The sequence below is a fragment of the Micromonospora sp. NPDC050397 genome, from assembly GCF_044901685.1.
Taxonomy (GTDB): Bacteria; Actinomycetota; Actinomycetes; order Mycobacteriales; family Micromonosporaceae; genus Micromonospora_G.
In genome coordinates, this window is record NZ_JBJDPS010000016.1 from 25,662 (window position 1) to 44,179 (window position 18,518).

Sequence of the window (18,518 nt, forward strand, 5' to 3'; positions counted from 1 at the left end):
AAGCCACTGCGAGACGAGGATGGCCGTGGGCGAGCCCCTGTACACCGTCACCACCATGCCGACGCAACGCCGGCCCGACCGGCCCTTCGACCCACCGGCCGAACTGCTCGAAGCCCGCCGCCACGGCCCCATCAGCCGCTACGTCTTCCCCGGCGGCGTGGACGGCTGGCTGGTCACCGGATACGACCTCGTCAGGTCCGTGCTGGCCGACCGGCGCTTCAGCTCCCGCTGGGAGCTCCTGCGCCACCCGACCGTCGACCACGGCGACGTCGAGCTCGAACCGGCACCCCCGGGCGAGTTCCTCTTCATGGACGAACCCCGCCACAGCCGCTACCGCAAGCCCCTGATGGGCAAGTTCACCGTGCGGCGCATGCGGTTGCTCACCGAACGCGTCGAGGAGATCACCGCCGCACACCTCGACGCCATGGAACTGGCCGGCGGGCCCACCGACCTGGTGACCGCGTACGCCAAACCCATCCCCGCCGTCACCATCTGCGAACTGCTGGGTGTCCCGCACGAGGAACGCGCGGCGTTCCAGAAGCAGGTGGACGCCTTCCGGGACCTGGAGTCCGACCGCGACGACCTCATCGCCGCCTACCACGCCACCCGCACCCACCTCGGCGCTCTGGTGACCGCCAAACGCGCCCGTCCCACCGACGACGTGCTCAGCGAACTCACCGAAGGCGACCTCACCGACGAGGAACTGGTCGGCATGTCGCTCTTCCTGCTCGCCGCCGGACTGGACACCACGATGCACATGATCGGTCTCGGCACCTTCGCGCTGCTGCGCCACCCCGAGCAGTTCGCCGCCCTGCGCGCCGACCCCGCACTCACCGACCCGGCCGTCGAAGAACTGCTGCGCTACCTGAGCGTCGGCAAGACCTTCATGCGGACGGCGCTGGAGGACGTGGACCTCGGCGGCCACACCGTCAGGGCCGGAACCTCGCTGATCCTGTCCTACAACACCGCCAACCGCGACCCCGACCGGTTCACCGACCCCCACGTCCTCGACCTGCGGCGCCAGGAGGGCGCCCACATCGCCTTCGGGCACGGCATCCACCAGTGTCTGGGCCAGCAACTGGCCCGCGTCCAGATGAAGGTGGCGTTCCCCGCCCTGGCGAACCGCTTCCCCACCCTCCGCCTCGCCGTGCCCGCCGAAGAGATCGCCCTGCGCCCCGAGGCGGAGATCGCGGACGTCTACGGCGTGAAGAGCCTCCCGGTCACCTGGGACGCGTAACTGTGGCGAACGTGGATGCCGTGCGAAGGCCCCCACGGCAGATTGTGACCGAAACCGCCGCCTCTCCGTTCCCTGTGAGGGATGTCGCCATGGCCGAACAGACTCTGACCCCAGCGCCGCGCCGGTACAGGTCGCCGCAACAGGACAGCGCACGCTGGGACGACTTCCCGCTGCGCGAGGGCGACATCGTCGTCAGCAGCCCGGCGAAGTCCGGCACGACCTGGGTGCAGATGATCTGCGCACTGCTCGTGTTCCAGACCCCCGAACTCCCCGAGCCGCTGTCGACGCTGTCGCCGTGGCTGGACCAGCTCTTCACCCCGCAGGACCAGATGTACGCGCAGCTCGCCGCGCAGGAGCACCGGCGCGTCCTCAAGACGCACGTCCCGCTCGACGGGCTCCCGCTCGATCCGCGCGTCAGCTACATCGTCGTAGCCCGGCACCCGCTCGACCGTGCCCTGTCCATGTACCACCAGGCCTCCAACGTCCGCGCCGAGTGGCTGCACGCCTTCAACAGCGAGGACTCCCCGGAGTACGAGGGACCGGCGTCCCTCACGCTTCCGCCGGCCCGCGAGTACCTGCTCAACTGGTGCCGCGCCGGCGAGTCGGACGCCTGGGAACAGGACGTGGCCGCCGCCGAGCTCCACCACCCGCTCGACGCCTGGACCCGGCGGGAGGAGCCGAACGTCCGACTGATGCACTACGACGACCTGTGCACCGACCTCGACGGCCAGCTGGCGGAGCTGGCCGAGTGGCTGGGCATCACCGTGGACGAGGCCGTCCGGCCGGAGTTGGTGCGCGCGGCGACCTTCGACGAGATGAAGGGCCGGGCCGCCCGGCTGGCGCCGGACAAGGAGATCCTCGCGGACCCCGTGAAGTTCTTCCGGGCCGGACGCTCCGGGGGCGCCCGCGACGTCCTCACCGAGGCGGACCTCGACGCCTACCACGAGCGCGTCGGCGCCCTCGCCCCGAAGCCGTTCCTGGACTGGCTGCACGGCGGAACGGCGGGCGCCCGGCCCTGACCCCCGCACGGCTGCCCGCCGACGCGTCGCCCCGCCCCCGCGCCTCGAAGGAGACCCCGCTGTGACCACGTCCGCAGCACCGCAGGCCCCCACCACCACCCCGCCCGCCGACGGCATCGACATCCGCCGCGTCTCCGGCGCCCTCGGCGCCGAGGTCCGCGGGATCGACCTGGACTGCCTCACCGACGCCCAGTTCGACCGCGTCCACGAGCTGATGCTCGAGCACCTCGTGCTCTTCTTCCCGGACCAGGACAAGCTGACCCCCGAGGGACACGTGGCGTTCGGCCGGCGCTTCGGCGAGGTGGAGGTCCACCCCTTCCTGCCCAAGCTCGAGGGCCACCCCGAGATCACGGTGATCCAGCCCGACAAGGGCGGCAAGGCCGACGAGTGGCACATCGACGTCAGCTTCAGTCCCAGCCCGCCGATCGCGTCGATCCTGCACCTCATCGACACCCCCTCCGCCGGCGGCGACACCATGTGGAGCAACCAGTACCGGGCGTACGAGACGCTCTCCGAGCCCTTCCGCGCGATGCTCGACGGGCTCACCGCCGTCCACGTCCTGAAGATCCCGCCGGTCGTCGAGATGTCCGCCGAGCACCCCGTCGTGCGCGTCCACCCGGTCACCGGACGCAAGTCGCTCTACGTCACCCGGATGTGGACCTCGCACATCCCGCAGCTCACCCGGCAGGAGAGCGACACCGTCCTGCAGCACCTGTTCGAGCACTCCGAGCAGCCGGCCTTCACCCTCCGGCACCGCTGGGACCCGCACACCGTGGCCCTCTGGGACAACCGCGTCACCCAGCACATCGCCATCAACGACTACCAGGAACACCGCCGCGGCCAGCGTGTCACCGTCAACGGCGACCTGCCGTCGAGCGACACCCCGAGTCTGCCCGAGTACCGGCGCAACGGCGACGAGCGGTACTACCCGCGCCGCATCAACGCCAAGATCGGCTACTGAGCGAGCCGGCCGGCCGGGCCCGTCGGGCCACACCGCCGTCGTGCGACGACGGCGAGCAGCGGTGCGGTGCCCCGAGCCCCCTCGGCCATCGCCACCGGACCACGCGCCCCACGGAGGAAAACGTGCGCGGAACCAAGCAGCCGGCCGACCGGGCTCCCGGGCGTCCGGAGGAGCGAACAGCCGCCGGCACCCCGGCACTGGTCGGAGTCGGCACCGCGGTGCCGCCCGTCTCGTACACCCAGCGGGAGGTCCTGGACACCTTCGGCATCACCGACCGGCGCATCCGCTCCGTCTTCCTCGGCGGCAACATCGAGCGCCGCAACCTGAGCCTGCCCACGATCGGCCCCGACGGGAAGCCCGTCGAGGAATCCCAGGGCGACCTGCTGCGCAAGCACACCGAGACCGGGCTGCGGATGGGCCGCGAGGCCGTCGAACGCTGTCTGGCGGACGCCGGGGCGGAGCTCGCCGACATCCGCTACCTGTGCTGCGTCACCTCCACCGGGCTGCTCACCCCCGGCCTGTCCGCGTTGCTCATCAGGGACCTCGGCATCCACCCCTCCTGCCAGCGCCTCGACGTCGTCGGTATGGGCTGCAACGCCGGGCTCAACGCGCTCAACGCCGTCGCGGGCTGGGTCGGCGGCCACCCCGGCGAACTCGCCCTCATGGTCTGTGTCGAGGCCTGCTCCGCCGCCTACGTCTTCGACGGCACCATGCGCTCCTCGGTGGTCAACAGTCTGTTCGGGGACGGTTCGGCCGCCGTCGCCGTCCGAGCCCCCGCGGACCCCGGCGCCGGGGCGCCGCCGTCCGGTCCGGAGCTGCTGAGGTTCACCAGCCACATCATCCCCGAGGCCGTCGCCGCGATGCGCTACGACTGGGACGACGCGCACGCCAAGTTCAGCTTCTACCTCGACGCCGACGTGCCCTACGTCGTCGGCGCCCACGCCGAGACCGCGGTCTCCCGCCTCCTCGACGGCACCGGACTGCGCACCGGGGACATCACCCACTGGGTGGTGCACTCCGGCGGCAAGAAGGTCATCGACGCGATCCGGGTGAACCTCGAACTGTCCCGGCACGACGTGCGGCACACCACCGGGGTGCTGCGCGACCACGGCAACCTCTCCAGCGGATCCTTCCTGTTCTCCTACGAGCGGTTGCGTGACGAGAAGTCCGCCGTGGCGGGCGACCTCGGAGTCCTGATGACGATGGGGCCGGGCTCGACCATCGAGACGGCCCTGGTGCGCTGGTGAGGAAGGGAGCTGGTGCGACCGTGAGGACCGGACCCGACCGGACGGCGCTGCCCGAGGAGCTGGGCATCCTGGTCCGGCTGGACGGCGGCAGTCCGCTGCCGACGCTGACCGCGGCGCTGGACGCGGTCTGCGAACAGGCCGGGGGACTGCGCGAACGGGCGGTCGTGGTGCTGTGGTTCACCCCGTCGCCGCTCCAGCCCCGGGAGTGGCCCGGCGCGGTGTCCATCCAGGAGGTCAAGCGCTGGGAGCGGGCTCTGCGCCGGCTGGAGCGGCTCGACCACGTCAACATCGCCGTCGTCGAGGGCACGTGCGGCGGACCGGTGCTCGACCTGCTGCTGGCCGCGGACTACCGGATCGCGGGCCCCGACCTGCGCCTGTTGCTGCCCGTCAACGAGGGGCACTTCTGGCCCGGCATGACCCTGTACCGGCTCGTGCAGCACATCGGGCTGGCCCGCGCCCGCCGTATCGTGCTGTGGGACTCGGCCGTCGAACTCCACGACGCCACGGACCTCGGCATCGTCGACCAGGTCAGTGAGGAGCTCACCGAGGCCGTCCACACCGCGGCCGTCCTGCGCGGCCGGCTCTCCGACCGGGAGACCCGCATCCGACGGCGGCTCCTGGAGGAGGCCGCGTCCGCCGAGTACGACGACGCGCTCGGTGTCCATCTGGCAGCCTGCGACCGCGAGCTGCGACGCCTTTCCGACAGCGGCCCGGAGCACCCGGAGGCGGCGCGATGACCGACTGCCCGTCCCCGTCCACCGGGGTACCCGCTCCGGTACCCACCGACGCCCCGCCCCCGGCCCCCGGCCCCCTCTGCGGTCGCTTCGACCACGACGCAGGCCGTCTCGCGGAGCACGCCGCCGCGGCCGAACGGGCCCTCACGGCCCTGCCGCCGGTCCCGGCGAGGTCCCGGGAGGAGAGGATCCGCGCCGCGACCGTGCACGCCGAAGTGCGCGGCGTACGGAGGGCCTTCCTCGCCCGGCACACCGACACCGTCTACGGCCTGCTCACCGACGGCCTCAACCGCCGCCCGCGCCTGCCGGAACTTGTGGACGCCGCCGCGTACCGGGTGCCCGGACTGGTGCCGACCCGCGAGCAGATGGCCGCCGAACTCCGCCACGTCCAGGCGGAGAAGGAGGGCCGCGAGATCGACCAGGGCCGCTTCTGCGGCGCGGTGCTGCGCTCGCCCGTCGCCGGCCGGCACCTCGTGGAGACGATGCTCGGACCCACCCCGCGCGCCCTGGAACTCCTGGACCGCTTCCGCGCGGAGGGCCGGGTCGAACTGGACACCGTCCACGTCGAACGCCGCGGCGCAGCCGCCCACGTCGAGTTCCGCAACCCCCGCCGGCTCAACGCGGAGAACAGCCGGCTCATCGCCGACCTCGACACCGCCGTCGACCTCGTCCTGCTCGACGACAGGGTCCGCGTCGGCGTCCTGCGCGGCTGCGTCACCGACCACCCCGCACACCGGGGACGGCGCGTCTTCAGCGCCGGTGTCGACCTCACCGACCTGCGCGACGGCCGGATACCGCTGGTCGGCTTCCTCCTCGGCCGCGAACTCGGCTACGTCAACAAGCTCCTCCACGGCCTGCTGACCGACCCGGCCCCCGGCGCCGGCGGCGAACGCGGCGTCACCAAGCCGTGGATCGGAGCCGTCGACACCTTCGCGATCGGCGGCGGCATGCAACTCCTCCTCGCCCTCGACCACGTCGTCGCCGAGGAGGGCGCCTACGCCAGCCTCCCCGCCGCGGAGGAGGGCATCGTGCCCGGTGCCGGCAACCTCCGGCTCACCCGGCAGACCGGAGCCCGCCTCGCCCGGCAGGTCGTGCTCGGCGGACGCCGGATCGCCACCACCGACCCCGAGGCCGCCACCGTCTTCGACGAGGTCGTGCCCGCCGACCGCATGGACGAAGCCGTGGAACGCGCCGTGGCTGCCCTCTCCGCACCCGCGGTCGCCGCCAACCGGCGGATGCTCGCCCTCGCCGAGGAATCCCTCGACCACTTCCGCGCCTACCTCGCCGAGTTCGCCCTCGCCCAGGCGGAACGCGCCTACGCCCCCGACGTCCTCGACAAGGTCGAACGCCGCTGGCAGGAGCGCGAACGGCGGCGCGCCGCCCGGGGGAGCCGCACATGAACGACGCCCCCGACCTCTACGCGGCGGACCTGCACGGCTCCCTCCGGGACCCGGTGCTCGGCGCCATCAGCTTCCTCAACGAGGTGATGGACCGCCACCCCGACGCCATCTCCTTCGCCCCCGGCGCGCCGCACCCCGACTTCGTCCAGGGCCTGGACCCGCACGCCCTGACCGAGCGCTTCCTCACCCACCTGCGTACCGTCCGCGGCCTCGACCCGGCCCGGGCCGAGCGCACGCTCTACGCGTACGGACCCGCCCAGGGCCTCATCAACGACCTGGTGACCGACGCACTGCGCACCGACCAGGGCATCGACGCCGCCCCGGACGACGTCGTGATCACCGTGGGCGCCCAGGAGGCCATGCTGCTCACCCTGCGGGCGCTGTACCGGGACACCGGCGACCTGCTCGCCGTGGCCGACCCGTGCTACCCCGGCATCGTCGGGGCCGCACGGCTCCTCGACATCCCCGTGACAGACGTCCGCGAGGGCCCGTCCGGACTCGACGCCGGCCACCTCGCCGCCCGATGCCGGCAGGCCCGCGCCGAAGGCCGCCGCATCCGAGCCTGCTACGTCGCCCCCGACTTCTCCAACCCCGGCGGCACTCGCATGCCGCTCGCCGCACGGCACGCCCTGCTCGACCTGGCCGAGCGCGAGGACCTGCTCCTCGTCGAGGACAACACCTACGCCTTCACCGCCGCCGAGGACGACGCCCTGCCCGGCCTCAAGGCCCTGGACACCCGACGCCGCGTCGTCCACCTCGGCACCTTCGCCAAGGTCGGGTTCCCCGGCGCCCGCGTCGGCTACGCCGTGGCCGACCAGCGCGTCGGCCACAGCACCGGTGAACGGTCGCTCGCCCGGGAACTCGCCGAACTCAAGACCATGGTCACCATCAACACCCCGCCGCTGTCCCAGGCCGTCGTCGGCGGTCTGCTCCTCGAACACGGCGGCTCCCTCCGGGCGCTGGCCCGCCGCAAGGCCGCACGCTACCGGGCCAACCTCGCCCGGCTGACCGACGCCCTGGACCGGCACCTGACCGACGGCATGCCGCCCGGGATCTCCTGGCACCGCCCGGCCGGCGGCTTCTTCGTCCGCGTCGAGCTGCCCGTACCCGCCGACGACGCCCTCCTTGAGGTCTCGGCGTCCCGCTACGGCGTGCTGTGGGCACCGATGCGGCAGTTCTCCCTCACCGACCGCGGAGACCGGCAGATCCGGCTCTCGTGCAGCTACCTGGAGCCCGACCGGATCGAGACCGGCGTGCGGCGCCTCGCGGCCCTCCTCACCCGGGAGGCCGCGGGATGACGCGCGCTCACCGCACCCGGGCCGTCACCCCCCGACGCCCCACGAAAGGGACCCGCCGATGCGCCTGAACAGTTACGACGACTTCACCCCCCTGAAGGAGGTCGTCCTCGGCTCGGCGGACGGCTACCTCGACCGGGTGCGCGACATGTCGTTCGACATGTTCATCAGCGACAACCTCTCCGGGGCCCGCGGCTACTACCCGTCCCTGTCCACCTGGCGCGACGGGGAGCAACGCCGCAACCGCAACGCGCCGCAACGGCTCGCGCAGAAGGAGCACTTCCTCGGCGAACTCGTCGAGGACGTGGAAGGCATCGCGGCGCAGCTCACCGCGCTCGGCGTCACGGTGCACCGGCCCCTGCGCCTCCCCCCGGAGACGAACCGGGTCGCCACTCCCGCCTTCGAGGCCGCGGTCACACCGCCGCTCAACCTGCGCGACAACACCCTGATCATGGGCGACGAGATCATCGAGACCCCGCCCATGCTGCACGACCGCTACTTCGAGACACAGTTCCTCAAGCCGGTCTTCCTGGAGTACTTCCGCAACGGTGCACGCTGGACTGCCATGCCGCGCCCCATGATGACCGACCACTCCTTCGACCCCGCCAACGTCGCCCACGCGGCCCCGAACATCGAGGTCCCCCTCGACCCGCAGGCCTCGCCGTTCGACGTGGGCGTCGAGCCGATGATCGACGGGGCCAACTGCCTCCGGCTGGGCCGCGACCTGATCGTCAACGTCTCCAACGCCAACCACGTCCTCGCCCTCGACTGGCTGCGACGCCACCTCGACGGCAGATTCCGCGTGCACCGCATGGACCGGCTGACCCAGAGCCACATCGACTCCGTCGTGGTCCCGCTGCGCCCCGGCACGCTACTGCTGCGCGACCCGGGCGTCGTCGACTACCTGCCCGATGCCCTGCGCGGCTGGGACATCGTGGTCCCGCCGCCGCCCGGCGTCGACGACTACCCGCAGTACGAGAACGACGACCCGATCCCGGCCAGTCCCTACATCGACCTCAACGTGCTCTCCGTCGACGAGCACACCGTCATGGTCAACGACGCCTGCAAGACCCTCGTGGCCACCCTGGAGAAGCACGGCTTCACCGTCGTCCCCGTCCGGCACCGGCACCGGCGCCTCTTCGGCGGCGGGTTCCACTGCTTCACCCTCGACACGGTGCGCACCGGTGGCGCCGAGGACTACCTGGCCTGAGCGTCCCGCCCGGTCCGCACACAGGTTCACCGACCAGCAGGAGCGACCCGATGCGCGAAACAGCACCCGACCCGCTCGCCGGCCCGCCGGCGGCGCCTGCCCGCCCGGAGGACGCCGCAGCGGCCCTCGCCCACGTGTGCGCCGCCGATCCTGCCGCGGTACGGCTCGCCGTACGTCTGAAGGTCGCCTCGGTGCTGTTGGGAACCGCCCCGCCGGACCCCGACGCCACCTGGCGCGACCTGGTGCGCCTGATGGGCACCGACGAGGGACGCGCAGGGGCGGAGGAGGCCTGGGCGAACGCGTCCGAGACGGCCGGCACGACCGCCGAGCAGCTCGCCCGCCACGAACTGCGCGCACTGCACCTGATGGCGGACGACCCCGACCAGCCGCACACCCGACACGGTCTCCTGCCGCCCGAGGAGGCCGAGGCCGTCGTCGCACGCGGCGCCGGCCCCGTGCGCCCGCTGCCCGGCCGCCGCTTCCACGAACTCTTCGAGGAGCGTGTCCAGAAGCATCCCGACGCCGTGGCGGTCGTGCACGGGAGAACCACCCGCACCTATCGCGAACTCAACGACGAGGCGAACCGGATCGCCTGGGCCCTGCTGCGTGCGGGGCTGACCCCGGAGGACGCCGTGGCCGTCGTCACCGAACGGCACGCGCAGTGGCCCGCCGCGGTGCTCGGCGTTCTCAAGGCGGGTGGCTGCTACCTGCCACTGGAGCCGGACTTCCCCGCCTCGCGCATCGCGCGGACCCTCACCCGCGCCGAATGCCGTTGGGTCCTTGCCGACCCCTGCGTGCCGTCACTCGACGAGGCCCTGGACGGCCGTGGCGCGGTCCGCCGGATGAGCGTCGGGGACCTCGTCCACGGCGACGGCCCCACACACGACCCCGCAGTCGCCGTGGCGGGCGGCCAACTCGCCTACGTGTACTTCACCTCGGGGTCGACCGGTGAGCCCAAGGGCGCCATGTGCGAGCACGACGGCTTCCTCAACCACCTGTATGCCAAGATCGAGGACCTCGGCATCCAGGAGGGCGACACCGTCGGGCAGACCGCACCCCAGTGCTTCGACATCTCCCTGTGGCAGCTCGTCTCGCCGTTCCTCGTCGGCGGACGCGCGCTGCTGGTGGAGCAGGAGGCGGTGCTCGACGTGGGCCGCTTCGTGGACCTCGTCAACCACCACGGTGTCCAGGTGCTCCAGCTCGTCCCCACCTACCTCGAACTCGTCCTCGCCGAAGCAGCCCGCGACCGCGCCACCCTCCCGCACGTACGTGTCATGGCCGTCACCGGCGAGGCGCTCAAGAAGGAGCTGGTCCGCCGCTGGTTCGAGAGGTTTCCAGGCGTCCCCCTCGTCAACTGCTACGGGCTCACCGAGGTGAGCGACGACTCCCACCACGGCGTCATGCGCGCCGTGCCGGACCACCGCTCCGTGCCGCTCGGTGACACCATCCGCAACTGCCGCGTCTACGTCATGGACGAACAGCTCCACCTCGTCCCCGACGGCGCCCCGGGCGAGATCGTGATCGCCGGTGTCTGCGTCGGCCGCGGCTACGTCAACGATCCCGACCGCACCGCCGCCGTCTACCGTGCCGACCCCCTCCGCCCCGGCGAACGGCTCTACCGTTCCGGTGACTTCGGCCGGCGGCTCCCCTCCGGGGAACTGGAGTACCTCGGCCGGCGCGACGCCCAGGTGAAGATCAGCGGATTCCGCATCGAGATCGGTGAGATCGAGGACCGCCTGCTCCAGGTCCCCGGGATCCGCGACGGCGCGGTCGTCGTCGCGGGCACCGAAGACGACCCTCAACTCGTCGCCCACTACACGGGCGAGGACGCTCCCGACGAGGAGGAGACCGCACGGGTCCTCGGCACCTACCTGCCGCACTACATGGTGCCGCCCCGGCTCCACCACGTCCGCGAACTCCCGCTGTCCGGCAACGGCAAGATCGACAAGAAGGCCCTCACCGCACACGCACGCGAGAGCGCGAGCCCCCGGGAGGCCGACGGCACCGCCGCGTCGCGGCCCGGCACCGCCACCGAACGGCGGGTCGCGGCAGCATGGGCCCGGCTGCTGCGCGTGCCGGAGGAACGCATCGGACGCGACAGCCGCTTCACCGACCTCGGCGGCACCTCGCTGTCCGCGATCCGTCTCGTCATCGAACTCGAACGCGTGGTCACCGTCGCCGAACTCGGCGACACCCCGACGGTCGCCGGCGTCGCCGCACTGCTGGACAGCAGGTCGGCCCCGTCCCCGGAGACCTCCGTTGCCCACCCCGCCCCCAGGACAGCCCCGGCCCGCGCCGCCGAGAGCCCGCCACCCCTCCCGGTCCTCGACGCCCGTACCACCGACCCCGACCCCGCCGCCCGCGCCACCGCGCACCGCGCCGCGGCCCTGGACACCCTCGCCGCATCCGGCGCCGTCATGCTCCGCGGCGTCGGCGCCCGCACCCACGCCGACGTCGCGCGCGTCGCCGCCGCGCTCGGCATCGAACCGCTGACGGAACGGGAGGGCTTCGCGCCCCGCACCGCGCCGGCACCCGGCGTGTACTCCGGCAGCCACTGGCCCGCCGAGGACCCGATGTGCATGCACCACGAGCTGAGCCACGCCGCCACCGTCCCCGGCACCCTGCTCTTCGCGTGCCTCACCGCACCCACCGGCGGCCGCACCACCGTCGCCGACTCCCAACGGGTCCTCGCCGCGCTGCCGCCGGGCCTCACCGCCCCCTTCGCCGAGCACGGCTGGCTGCTGCGCCGCGCCTACCACGACGTGGGCCTCTCCTGGCAGGAGGCGTTCGGCAGCACCGACCGGACCTCGGTCGACGCCTACTGCGCCCGGTCCGCCGTCGCCCACACATGGCTTCCCGACGGCAGCCTGGTCACCCGCCAGCGCCGCGCCGCGGTCGTGGCCCACCCCCGCACCAAGGTCCCCTGCTGGTTCAACCAGATCGCATTCCTCAACGGCCTCACCCTCGAACCCGCGATCCGCGAGTACCTCACCGACGTGTACGGCCCCGACGGACTGCCCTTCGACACCGCCGCAGGCGACGGCACCCCCGTCACCGCAGACACGGTCGAGCGCATCAACGCCGTCTACGACAGGTTCACCGTGGGCGAGCCCTGGCAGGAGGGCGACGTCCTCCTCGTCGACAACATCCGCACCGCCCACGCCCGCGAACCGTACGAGGGCGACCGGGAGATCGCCGTCGTCCTCGGCGACCCGGTGCGACTGTCCGGCCACGTCCTGCCACTCGACGACGGCGCACTCTCGTGACGCGTCGCAGATCCACCGTCCAGGACGGCCTGACCGCCCCCGACGACCCGGCCGGAACGGTCACCGCGCCGGCGACCTACGCCCAGGAACGCGCCTGGCTGGCCTCCCGCCTGGCGCACGACCCTCCGACCTACTGCGCCGTCGACGAGTTCCTCCTGCACGCGTCCGTGACCGCCGACGACCTCGTGCGCGCCCTGCACGTCCTCATGGACCGCCACGAACCCCTGCGCACCGTCCTGCGTACCGTGGACGGACGGCTCCGCCAGGAGGTCCACCCCGGCCCGCAGCCGCGGATCGACGTACTCGACCTGAGCGCGCACGACCCCGGGGCACAGATCGAGGAACGCCGCTCGCTGCGCACCCGGCTGGCCCGCGGCCCCTTCGACCCGCACCGGGCGCCCCAGTGGCGCGCCGCCGTCCTCGGGCTGGGGGAGGGCTCATGGGCCGTGGTGTTCGCCGCCCACCACACCGTGTACGACAGCGCCTCCGGCCTCAACGTCCACGCAGAACTCACCGAACTCTGCGCCGCCGCCGAGGAAGGGCGCGCCCCCCGCCTGCCCCGGCTGTCCTTCGGCTACGGCACCTACGCACGGCGCGAACGCCGGCGGACCGGCACCCACCCTGCCGCCCCCCACTGGCGGGCCCGGCTCTACGGACTGCCGCCCGTGCACGCCGTGCCGCTGGACCGGCCGCGCCCGCCCGCCCGCACATTCCTCGGAGCCGAGGTGCGCACCGCCCTGCCGGCCGCTGTCACCGCCACCCTGACCGGTGCCGCCCGTTCTCACGGCACCCGGCCCGCGATGATGCTCCTCGCCGCCTGGACGGCACTGCTCCACCACCACTCCGGCGCCGACGACCTCGCGGTCGGCCTGCCCGTCGCAGGGCGCGGCGACCCGGCGACCCGCTCCATGATCGGCACCTTCGTCAACATGCGCGTCCTGCGAGCCGACCTCTCCGGCGACCCCGACGGCACCGAACTCGTCCGCCGCACCACCACCGCCGTCCGCGCCGACGAACCGCACGACATCCCCTTCCAGCGCCTCGTCGCACTCCTCCCGGCACCGCGCCTGCCCGGCGTGCCGCCCCTCTACCAGCTCGCCTTCAACCACACCCCGGCCAGCGGCCTCGGCCCGCCCGTCTCCTCCTGCGAGGAGGACCTCCTCCTCGACGTCGCCGGCACCGGCGTCCGCCTCGTCTACGACGCCGCCCTCTTCGACCGCTCCACGGCCGACAGGCTGCTCGCCGACTACCTCCGGCTGCTCGCCGCCCTCCTCGACGCACCCGGCACCCGACTCTCCGCGCTGCTCCCCGGGACCGTGCCCCGGCACACCTCGTGCCCCGCCCCCGCCCCGGCCGCGGCCCCCGCGAGAACCGCGCCGCGCGACGCGGCCGAGGAACGGGTGGCGGCCGTCTGGCGGTCCCTGCTCGGCACCGACGCCGTCGACGTCCACGAGGACTTCTTCACCGCCGGCGGCCATTCGCTCCAGGCCCTGCGCCTGCTCGCCCGCCTCGCCCCGGAGCACGAGGGCCGCCCCACCCTGCGGACCTTCTTCGCCGACCCGACGGTGGCCGGACTCGCCACCGCACTGAAACGCACCCCTCCCGGGAGGACAGCATGGCGGTGACCGGACGGATCGACGGCACACCGAGCGACGTGTGGAACGAGGAGGTGCTCGCTCCGCAGTTCGCCCACGAAGCCGCGCACCTGCTGCCCCACTACGTCGCCATCGAACGGGCCCTGCTGCGCGATTACCTGCGGATGGGACTGGTCGACGCTCCCGGAGCTGCCGCCCTCGACGCCCGCCTCGGCTCGCTCGACGCCGACGCGATACGCGCCGACCCCCGGCGGAACATGTCAGACATCTCCTTCGCGCTGGAATACCACGTACAGTCCGGCCCCACCCCTCCGTTCGCCGCCTGGCACGTCGACCGCAGCCGCAACGACGCCCAGGTCTGCGCCCAGCTCATGGCCGCCCGAACCGACTTCGCCGCCGTCGCGACGGACCTCCTGGACCTCGGACGGGCCGTCACCGCCCTCGCCGCCCGCCACACCGACACGCCCATGCCCGGCTACACCCACGGCCAGGCCGCCCAGATCATCACCCCCGGCTACCACCTCGCAGCCCTTGCGGCCGAGACCAACGGCGCACTGCGCCGTATGCTCCACACCTACGACGAGACGGACGCCTGCCCCCTGGGCTCCGGAGCCATGGCCGGGCAGGAACTGCCCTGGGACCGCGCCCGGCTCGCAGACCACCTCGGCTTCGCCCGCGTCCAGCCGCACGCGCTGGTCGGCGTCGCCTCCCGCACCTGGACCACCTCCATGGCATCGGACCTCGCCGGACACGCGGCCGTCCTGAGCCGCTTCACCACCGACCTCATGACCTGGGGCGGCAGCGGCTTCGGATTCCTCGACCTGCCCGACGACCTCGCCGGCATCTCCGCCGCCATGCCGCAGAAGCGCAACTTCCCCGTCCTCGAACGTATCCGCGGACGCTGCGCCCAGGTCGTCGGTCGCGCCGGCGACCTCACTGCCGGACAGCGCAACACCCCCTACAGCAACACCGTCGAGGTGTCCAAGGAGACCGGCGTCCACCTGCACACCCAGGCCGTGGCCATGCGCTCCCTGCTGCGGCTCACCCACGCCGTCGTCACCGGCGTCACCTACCGCACCGACCGGATGCGCACCGCCTGCGCCGACGACCACCTCGGCGGCTTCACTCTCGCCAACCGCCTCACCCTGGAGTGCGGCATCCCCTGGCGCACCGCCCAGATCGTCGCCGGACGCTACGTCAGACGGGCCGTCGAACAGGGACTGCGGGCCGATCGTCCCGACCCGGAACTGCTGCGAGCCTGCGCCGCCGAGTCCGGCCACGAGGCGGAACCGGCCGACCTACTGCTCGCCGAGTCCTTCGACATCGACCGCGGGCTGCGTGCCAAGCGCTCGGCGGGCTCCGCCCACCCGGACCGGGTCGGGGAACTGCTCGCCGACGAGGAGCGCGAACTCCGACGGCTCGACGCCGAGTGGTCGCGCCGCGCCACCCGTCGGGCCGAGGCGGCCCGGAGGCTCGACACCCCCGTGACCGTGCGTGAAAGCGCGTGAGCGGGCCGACGGCCGCCGCCCGCCGGACGGCCGTGGACATCGACGAGGGCACCGGCGCCGCCCGCGGCACCTTCGGTGAACTCCTCCAAGGCGTCCTGCCCGACGGCACGGCCTTCCTCGTGACCCTCCCCATCAGCCTCGGCAGCCGGGCCCGGTTCCGCTACGACCGGCACGGCCCGCTGCAGGTCTACCCCGCGCACAAGACCAAGTCGCTGACACTGGCGCGGGCCATGCTCGACGCGCACGGAGCCGGCGGCGGAGGCACCCTCCTGCTCGACAGCGACCTGCTCGTCGGCAAGGGCCTCGCCAGCTCCTCGGCCGACCTGGTCGCCACGGCCCGCAGCGTCGGCGCCGCTCTCGGCCTCGACACCTCGCCGGCCGCGGTCGAGGACTGGCTGCGCCCCGTCGAACCCACCGACGGGGTCATGCATCCCGGCATCGTCGTCTTCGAGCACCGAGCCGTCCGGCTCCGTGCCCTCCTCGGCGCGCTGCCGCCCGTCACCGTCGTGGCCGTCGACGAGGGCGGACAGCTCGACACGGTCTCCCACAACCGCCGCTCCCCGCACGTCCCGCCCGGATCGAGGGACGACTACGCGCGGCTCCTCGGTGACCTGGCCCTCGCCGTCCGTGCTGCCGACCTGGACGCCGTCGGAGCCGTCACCACGCGCAGCGCGGTCCTCAACCAGTGCCGACTGCCCAAACGCAACCTCGACGCCATGACCCGCATCGCCCGAGGCATCGGCGCGCCCGGTGTGGTGTGCACGCACAGTGGGACCATGCTCGGCCTCCTGCTGGACGCAGGCGCCGCCGGACACCCGGAGCAACTCGAGGCCGCGCGCGTCGCGTGTGCGGCGCTCCCGGGGACCCTGTCCGTCTACCGGTCGGCCGCGGCGGAGCGGTAGACGGACAGAAGGGCCGCAGCCGGGTCACACAGGAGCTGACTCCGGGCTCCTCGCCCAGTGCATACCGTCCCCGGCGACGACCAGTCCGCCTTCAACGGCCGGCACGTCGTCGGCCGGCTCGCCGAAGGCGGCCTGCATCTGGATGCGGTGCCCCTCCTGGTGGACGTCGCGTGACTGCCGGTGCAGATCCCTCTTGCGCTGGTCGCGGTATGACTCGGAGGTCAGCGCCGTGTCGTCCGAGGCGCCGCCGCCCACCAGGCCGACGAACGCCTCCGCGCCGGGGGAGGGGTCCCGGGTGACGCGCCGGGCGTCGTCGAAGTACTGCTGCTCGTCCCGGGTGACGTCGTAGAAGCCGACGAGGAAGTCGTGAAAGGCCTGGTACTCCTTGCGGTACCGGGCCTCGTACTCCGCGAAGCACTCCTCCTCGTCCAGCTCGCCGCGAAGCACGGTGTTGACGGATCGCGCGGCGAGCAGCGCGCTGAACGTGGCCAGGTGCACGCCGGAGGAGAACAGCGGATCGATGAAGCCCACCGAGTCGCCCACCAACGTCATCCCCGGACGCCAGAAGTCTTCGTGCAGGTACGAGTAGTCCTTGCGCACGCGGACCTCGCCGTACGGCCCGGTGGTGACCCGTTCGGCCTCGGAGAGGTAGTCGGAGACGAGGGGGCAGTCGGCGATCATCGCGGCCAGGGCCCGGTCGCGGTCGCCCCGGATCCGGTCCGCGCACTCCTTGCGGACCACCGCGCCCACCGAGGTGAGCGTGTCGGTCAGCGGGATGTACCAGAACCACCCCGACTCGAAGGCCACGCACGTGATGTTCCCGCTGTTCGGCTCGGGGGAGCGCTTCCCGCCCTCGAAGTATCCGTAGAGGGCGATGTTCTGGAAGAACTCCGAGTAGCGGCGCTGACCGCCGATCCGGCCCTGCAGGCGGCTCTGGTTGCCCGAGGCGTCGACGACGAACCGGGAGCGCGCCTCCCGCTCGGCGCCGCCCTGGTACTCGTAACGGACCCCGGACACCCGGCCGTTCTCCTCCAGGACATCGCGGACCGCGGAGCGTTCCCGGACCGTGACACCCTTGCGCCTGGCGTTGTCCAGGAGCAGCTGGTCGAACTTCATGCGCTCGACCTGATAGGCGAACGATGTGGGGCCCGCGAACTTCTCGGACAGCGCGAAGTCGAAGCTCCACGGCTCGGAGTTGGAGCCCCAGCGGAACGTGCCGCCGCGCTTCCTCGTGAATCCGGCGCCGTGCAGCTCATCGGACACGCCGAGAAGGGCGCAGATCCCGTGCACCGTCGACGGCAGCAGGGACTCACCGATCTGGTGTCTGGGGAAACTCTCCTTCTCCAGGAGCAGGACCCGGTGGCCCTGCATGGCCACGAAGGTCGCGGCCGACGACCCGGCGGGGCCGCCTCCGACGACGATCACATCGAACGACTCCGCCGATTCCGAATCGCCGGTACTGCTCATACGGGGCCTTCCGACGGAGCGAGGGGACCGGCCGACGTGATCGGCCGGCGGCGACCATGACGCGGTCGTCCGTACGGAATCCTGGTGGGCCGCGGTCGGCGCGGCATCGGTGTGAGCCGTCGTTACACCGGGCGGCGCCCCGCGCTCACACAGCCGCCGAGAAGAAGTACGTGTTGCGCAACTCGAAGAGCAGGTCGTCGTCGAGTCGGAAGAAGTCGGCGAACCGCAGGTCCACCTCGCTGCCGTCCTTCAACGTCCCGCGGAACTCGCCCTCGACAGCGGCGTCCTGAGGGCCGACGACCAGCCTGAGCACCGTGTGGCTCCCCCGGTCGATGACCCGCTGACGGCGGTAGAAGGCGTCGAGCCCCTCCCTCCCGACGATGGGGTCGTAGCCCGGCCGCTCGTAGACCGCGTGGGCCGAGAAGAGCCGGACGACGCCCGGCACGTCACCGTCGTCCACCAACGCGTAGTAGCGGTGCACTCGTTCTGCGATCTGCTCCACCTCGAAAGCGGTCATGCCGTTTCCTTCCGGTCGAGAGGGACGGTCAGCGCTCCGCGCGACGGGGAGCTGACTGACACGAGGGTGGGGGATGGAAGGGGCCCAGTCCCGCTGAGGGGTCGGACCCGGCGGCAACAGGCGAACCGCCTGGCTCCGCGACCTCTCCAAGAGTAAGCAC

14 protein-coding genes are annotated in these 18,518 nt (G+C 72.5%); 12 read left to right on the forward strand and 2 right to left on the reverse strand.

Annotation, left to right across the window (positions count from 1 at the left end; all coding sequences use genetic code 11):
• Positions 1-25 precede the first annotated feature (25 nt).
• From ACI2K4_RS30935 to ACI2K4_RS30990, 12 genes are all read left to right on the forward strand, one after another.
• Positions 26-1,237 (forward strand): cytochrome P450, encoded by a 1,212-nt coding sequence (locus ACI2K4_RS30935; protein WP_404516443.1) that lies wholly within the window; start codon positions 26-28, stop codon positions 1,235-1,237.
• Between the two features lie 89 nt (positions 1,238-1,326).
• Positions 1,327-2,256 (forward strand): sulfotransferase domain-containing protein, encoded by a 930-nt coding sequence (locus tag ACI2K4_RS30940; protein ID WP_363306434.1) that lies wholly within the window; start codon positions 1,327-1,329, stop codon positions 2,254-2,256.
• Positions 2,257-2,317: 61 nt separating this feature from the next.
• The gene (locus tag ACI2K4_RS30945; protein ID WP_363306435.1) at positions 2,318-3,217 is read left to right on the forward strand and encodes a TauD/TfdA family dioxygenase; all 900 of its coding nucleotides are present in this window, start codon (positions 2,318-2,320) and stop codon (positions 3,215-3,217) included.
• Between the two features lie 122 nt (positions 3,218-3,339).
• Positions 3,340-4,464, forward strand: a complete 1,125-nt coding sequence (dpgA, locus tag ACI2K4_RS30950) for a 3,5-dihydroxyphenylacetyl-CoA synthase DpgA (protein ID WP_404516444.1) — start codon at positions 3,340-3,342, stop codon at positions 4,462-4,464.
• A gap of 20 nt (positions 4,465-4,484) precedes the next feature.
• Entirely contained in the window at positions 4,485-5,201 is a 717-nt protein-coding gene (dpgB, locus tag ACI2K4_RS30955; RefSeq protein WP_404516445.1) for an enoyl-CoA-hydratase DpgB, read from the forward strand.
• On the forward strand, positions 5,198-6,598 hold the full coding sequence (dpgC, locus tag ACI2K4_RS30960) for a (3,5-dihydroxyphenyl)acetyl-CoA 1,2-dioxygenase DpgC (RefSeq protein WP_404516446.1): 1,401 nt from the start codon (positions 5,198-5,200) through the stop codon (positions 6,596-6,598). Before dpgB ends, dpgC begins: the two co-directional genes overlap by 4 nt.
• Positions 6,595-7,896 (forward strand): PLP-dependent aminotransferase family protein, encoded by a 1,302-nt coding sequence (locus ACI2K4_RS30965; protein WP_404516447.1) that lies wholly within the window; start codon positions 6,595-6,597, stop codon positions 7,894-7,896. Before dpgC ends, ACI2K4_RS30965 begins: the two co-directional genes overlap by 4 nt.
• Before the next feature lie 58 nt (positions 7,897-7,954).
• The gene (locus ACI2K4_RS30970) at positions 7,955-9,103 is read left to right on the forward strand and encodes a glycine amidinotransferase (RefSeq protein ID WP_363306438.1); all 1,149 of its coding nucleotides are present in this window, start codon (positions 7,955-7,957) and stop codon (positions 9,101-9,103) included.
• A 50-nt stretch (positions 9,104-9,153) separates the two neighbouring features.
• A complete protein-coding gene (locus ACI2K4_RS30975) occupies positions 9,154-12,369 on the forward strand; it encodes an amino acid adenylation domain-containing protein (RefSeq protein ID WP_404516448.1) in 3,216 nt (1,071 codons plus the stop codon).
• The gene (locus ACI2K4_RS30980) at positions 12,366-13,994 is read left to right on the forward strand and encodes a condensation domain-containing protein (protein WP_404516449.1); all 1,629 of its coding nucleotides are present in this window, start codon (positions 12,366-12,368) and stop codon (positions 13,992-13,994) included. The genes ACI2K4_RS30975 and ACI2K4_RS30980 overlap by 4 nt, the downstream gene beginning before the upstream one ends.
• On the forward strand, positions 13,985-15,472 hold the full coding sequence (locus tag ACI2K4_RS30985; protein ID WP_404516451.1) for an argininosuccinate lyase: 1,488 nt from the start codon (positions 13,985-13,987) through the stop codon (positions 15,470-15,472). Before ACI2K4_RS30980 ends, ACI2K4_RS30985 begins: the two co-directional genes overlap by 10 nt.
• Positions 15,469-16,374, forward strand: coding sequence for a kinase (locus tag ACI2K4_RS30990; protein ID WP_404516453.1), 906 nt, complete (start codon positions 15,469-15,471; stop codon positions 16,372-16,374). Before ACI2K4_RS30985 ends, ACI2K4_RS30990 begins: the two co-directional genes overlap by 4 nt.
• A 24-nt stretch (positions 16,375-16,398) precedes the next feature.
• Here the strand turns inward: ACI2K4_RS30990 and ACI2K4_RS30995 are convergent, their stop codons facing one another.
• Both ACI2K4_RS30995 and ACI2K4_RS31000 read right to left on the reverse strand, forming a co-directional pair.
• The gene (locus ACI2K4_RS30995; RefSeq protein ID WP_363306443.1) at positions 16,399-17,841 is read right to left on the reverse strand and encodes a tryptophan 7-halogenase; all 1,443 of its coding nucleotides are present in this window, start codon (positions 17,839-17,841) and stop codon (positions 16,399-16,401) included.
• A 145-nt stretch (positions 17,842-17,986) separates the two neighbouring features.
• Positions 17,987-18,358 (reverse strand): nuclear transport factor 2 family protein, encoded by a 372-nt coding sequence (locus ACI2K4_RS31000; RefSeq protein ID WP_356536412.1) that lies wholly within the window; start codon positions 18,356-18,358, stop codon positions 17,987-17,989.
• Between the last annotated feature and the right edge of the window lie 160 nt (positions 18,359-18,518).

What these genes read in the sequence shown, in the direction of transcription:
- ACI2K4_RS30940 (WP_363306434.1), top strand. Translation starts at nt 1,327, where the DNA reads ATGGCCGAACAGACTCTGACCCCAGCGCCGCGCCGGTACAGGTCGCCG.
- dpgC (WP_404516446.1), top strand. Translation starts at nt 5,198, where the DNA reads ATGACCGACTGCCCGTCCCCGTCCACCGGGGTACCCGCTCCGGTACCC.
- ACI2K4_RS30965 (WP_404516447.1), top strand. Translation starts at nt 6,595, where the DNA reads ATGAACGACGCCCCCGACCTCTACGCGGCGGACCTGCACGGCTCCCTC.
- ACI2K4_RS30970 (WP_363306438.1), top strand. Translation starts at nt 7,955, where the DNA reads ATGCGCCTGAACAGTTACGACGACTTCACCCCCCTGAAGGAGGTCGTC.
- ACI2K4_RS30975 (WP_404516448.1), top strand. Translation starts at nt 9,154, where the DNA reads ATGCGCGAAACAGCACCCGACCCGCTCGCCGGCCCGCCGGCGGCGCCT.
- ACI2K4_RS30985 (WP_404516451.1), top strand. Translation starts at nt 13,985, where the DNA reads ATGGCGGTGACCGGACGGATCGACGGCACACCGAGCGACGTGTGGAAC.
- ACI2K4_RS30995 (WP_363306443.1), bottom strand. Translation starts at nt 17,841, where the DNA reads ATGAGCAGTACCGGCGATTCGGAATCGGCGGAGTCGTTCGATGTGATC.
- ACI2K4_RS31000 (WP_356536412.1), bottom strand. Translation starts at nt 18,358, where the DNA reads ATGACCGCTTTCGAGGTGGAGCAGATCGCAGAACGAGTGCACCGCTAC.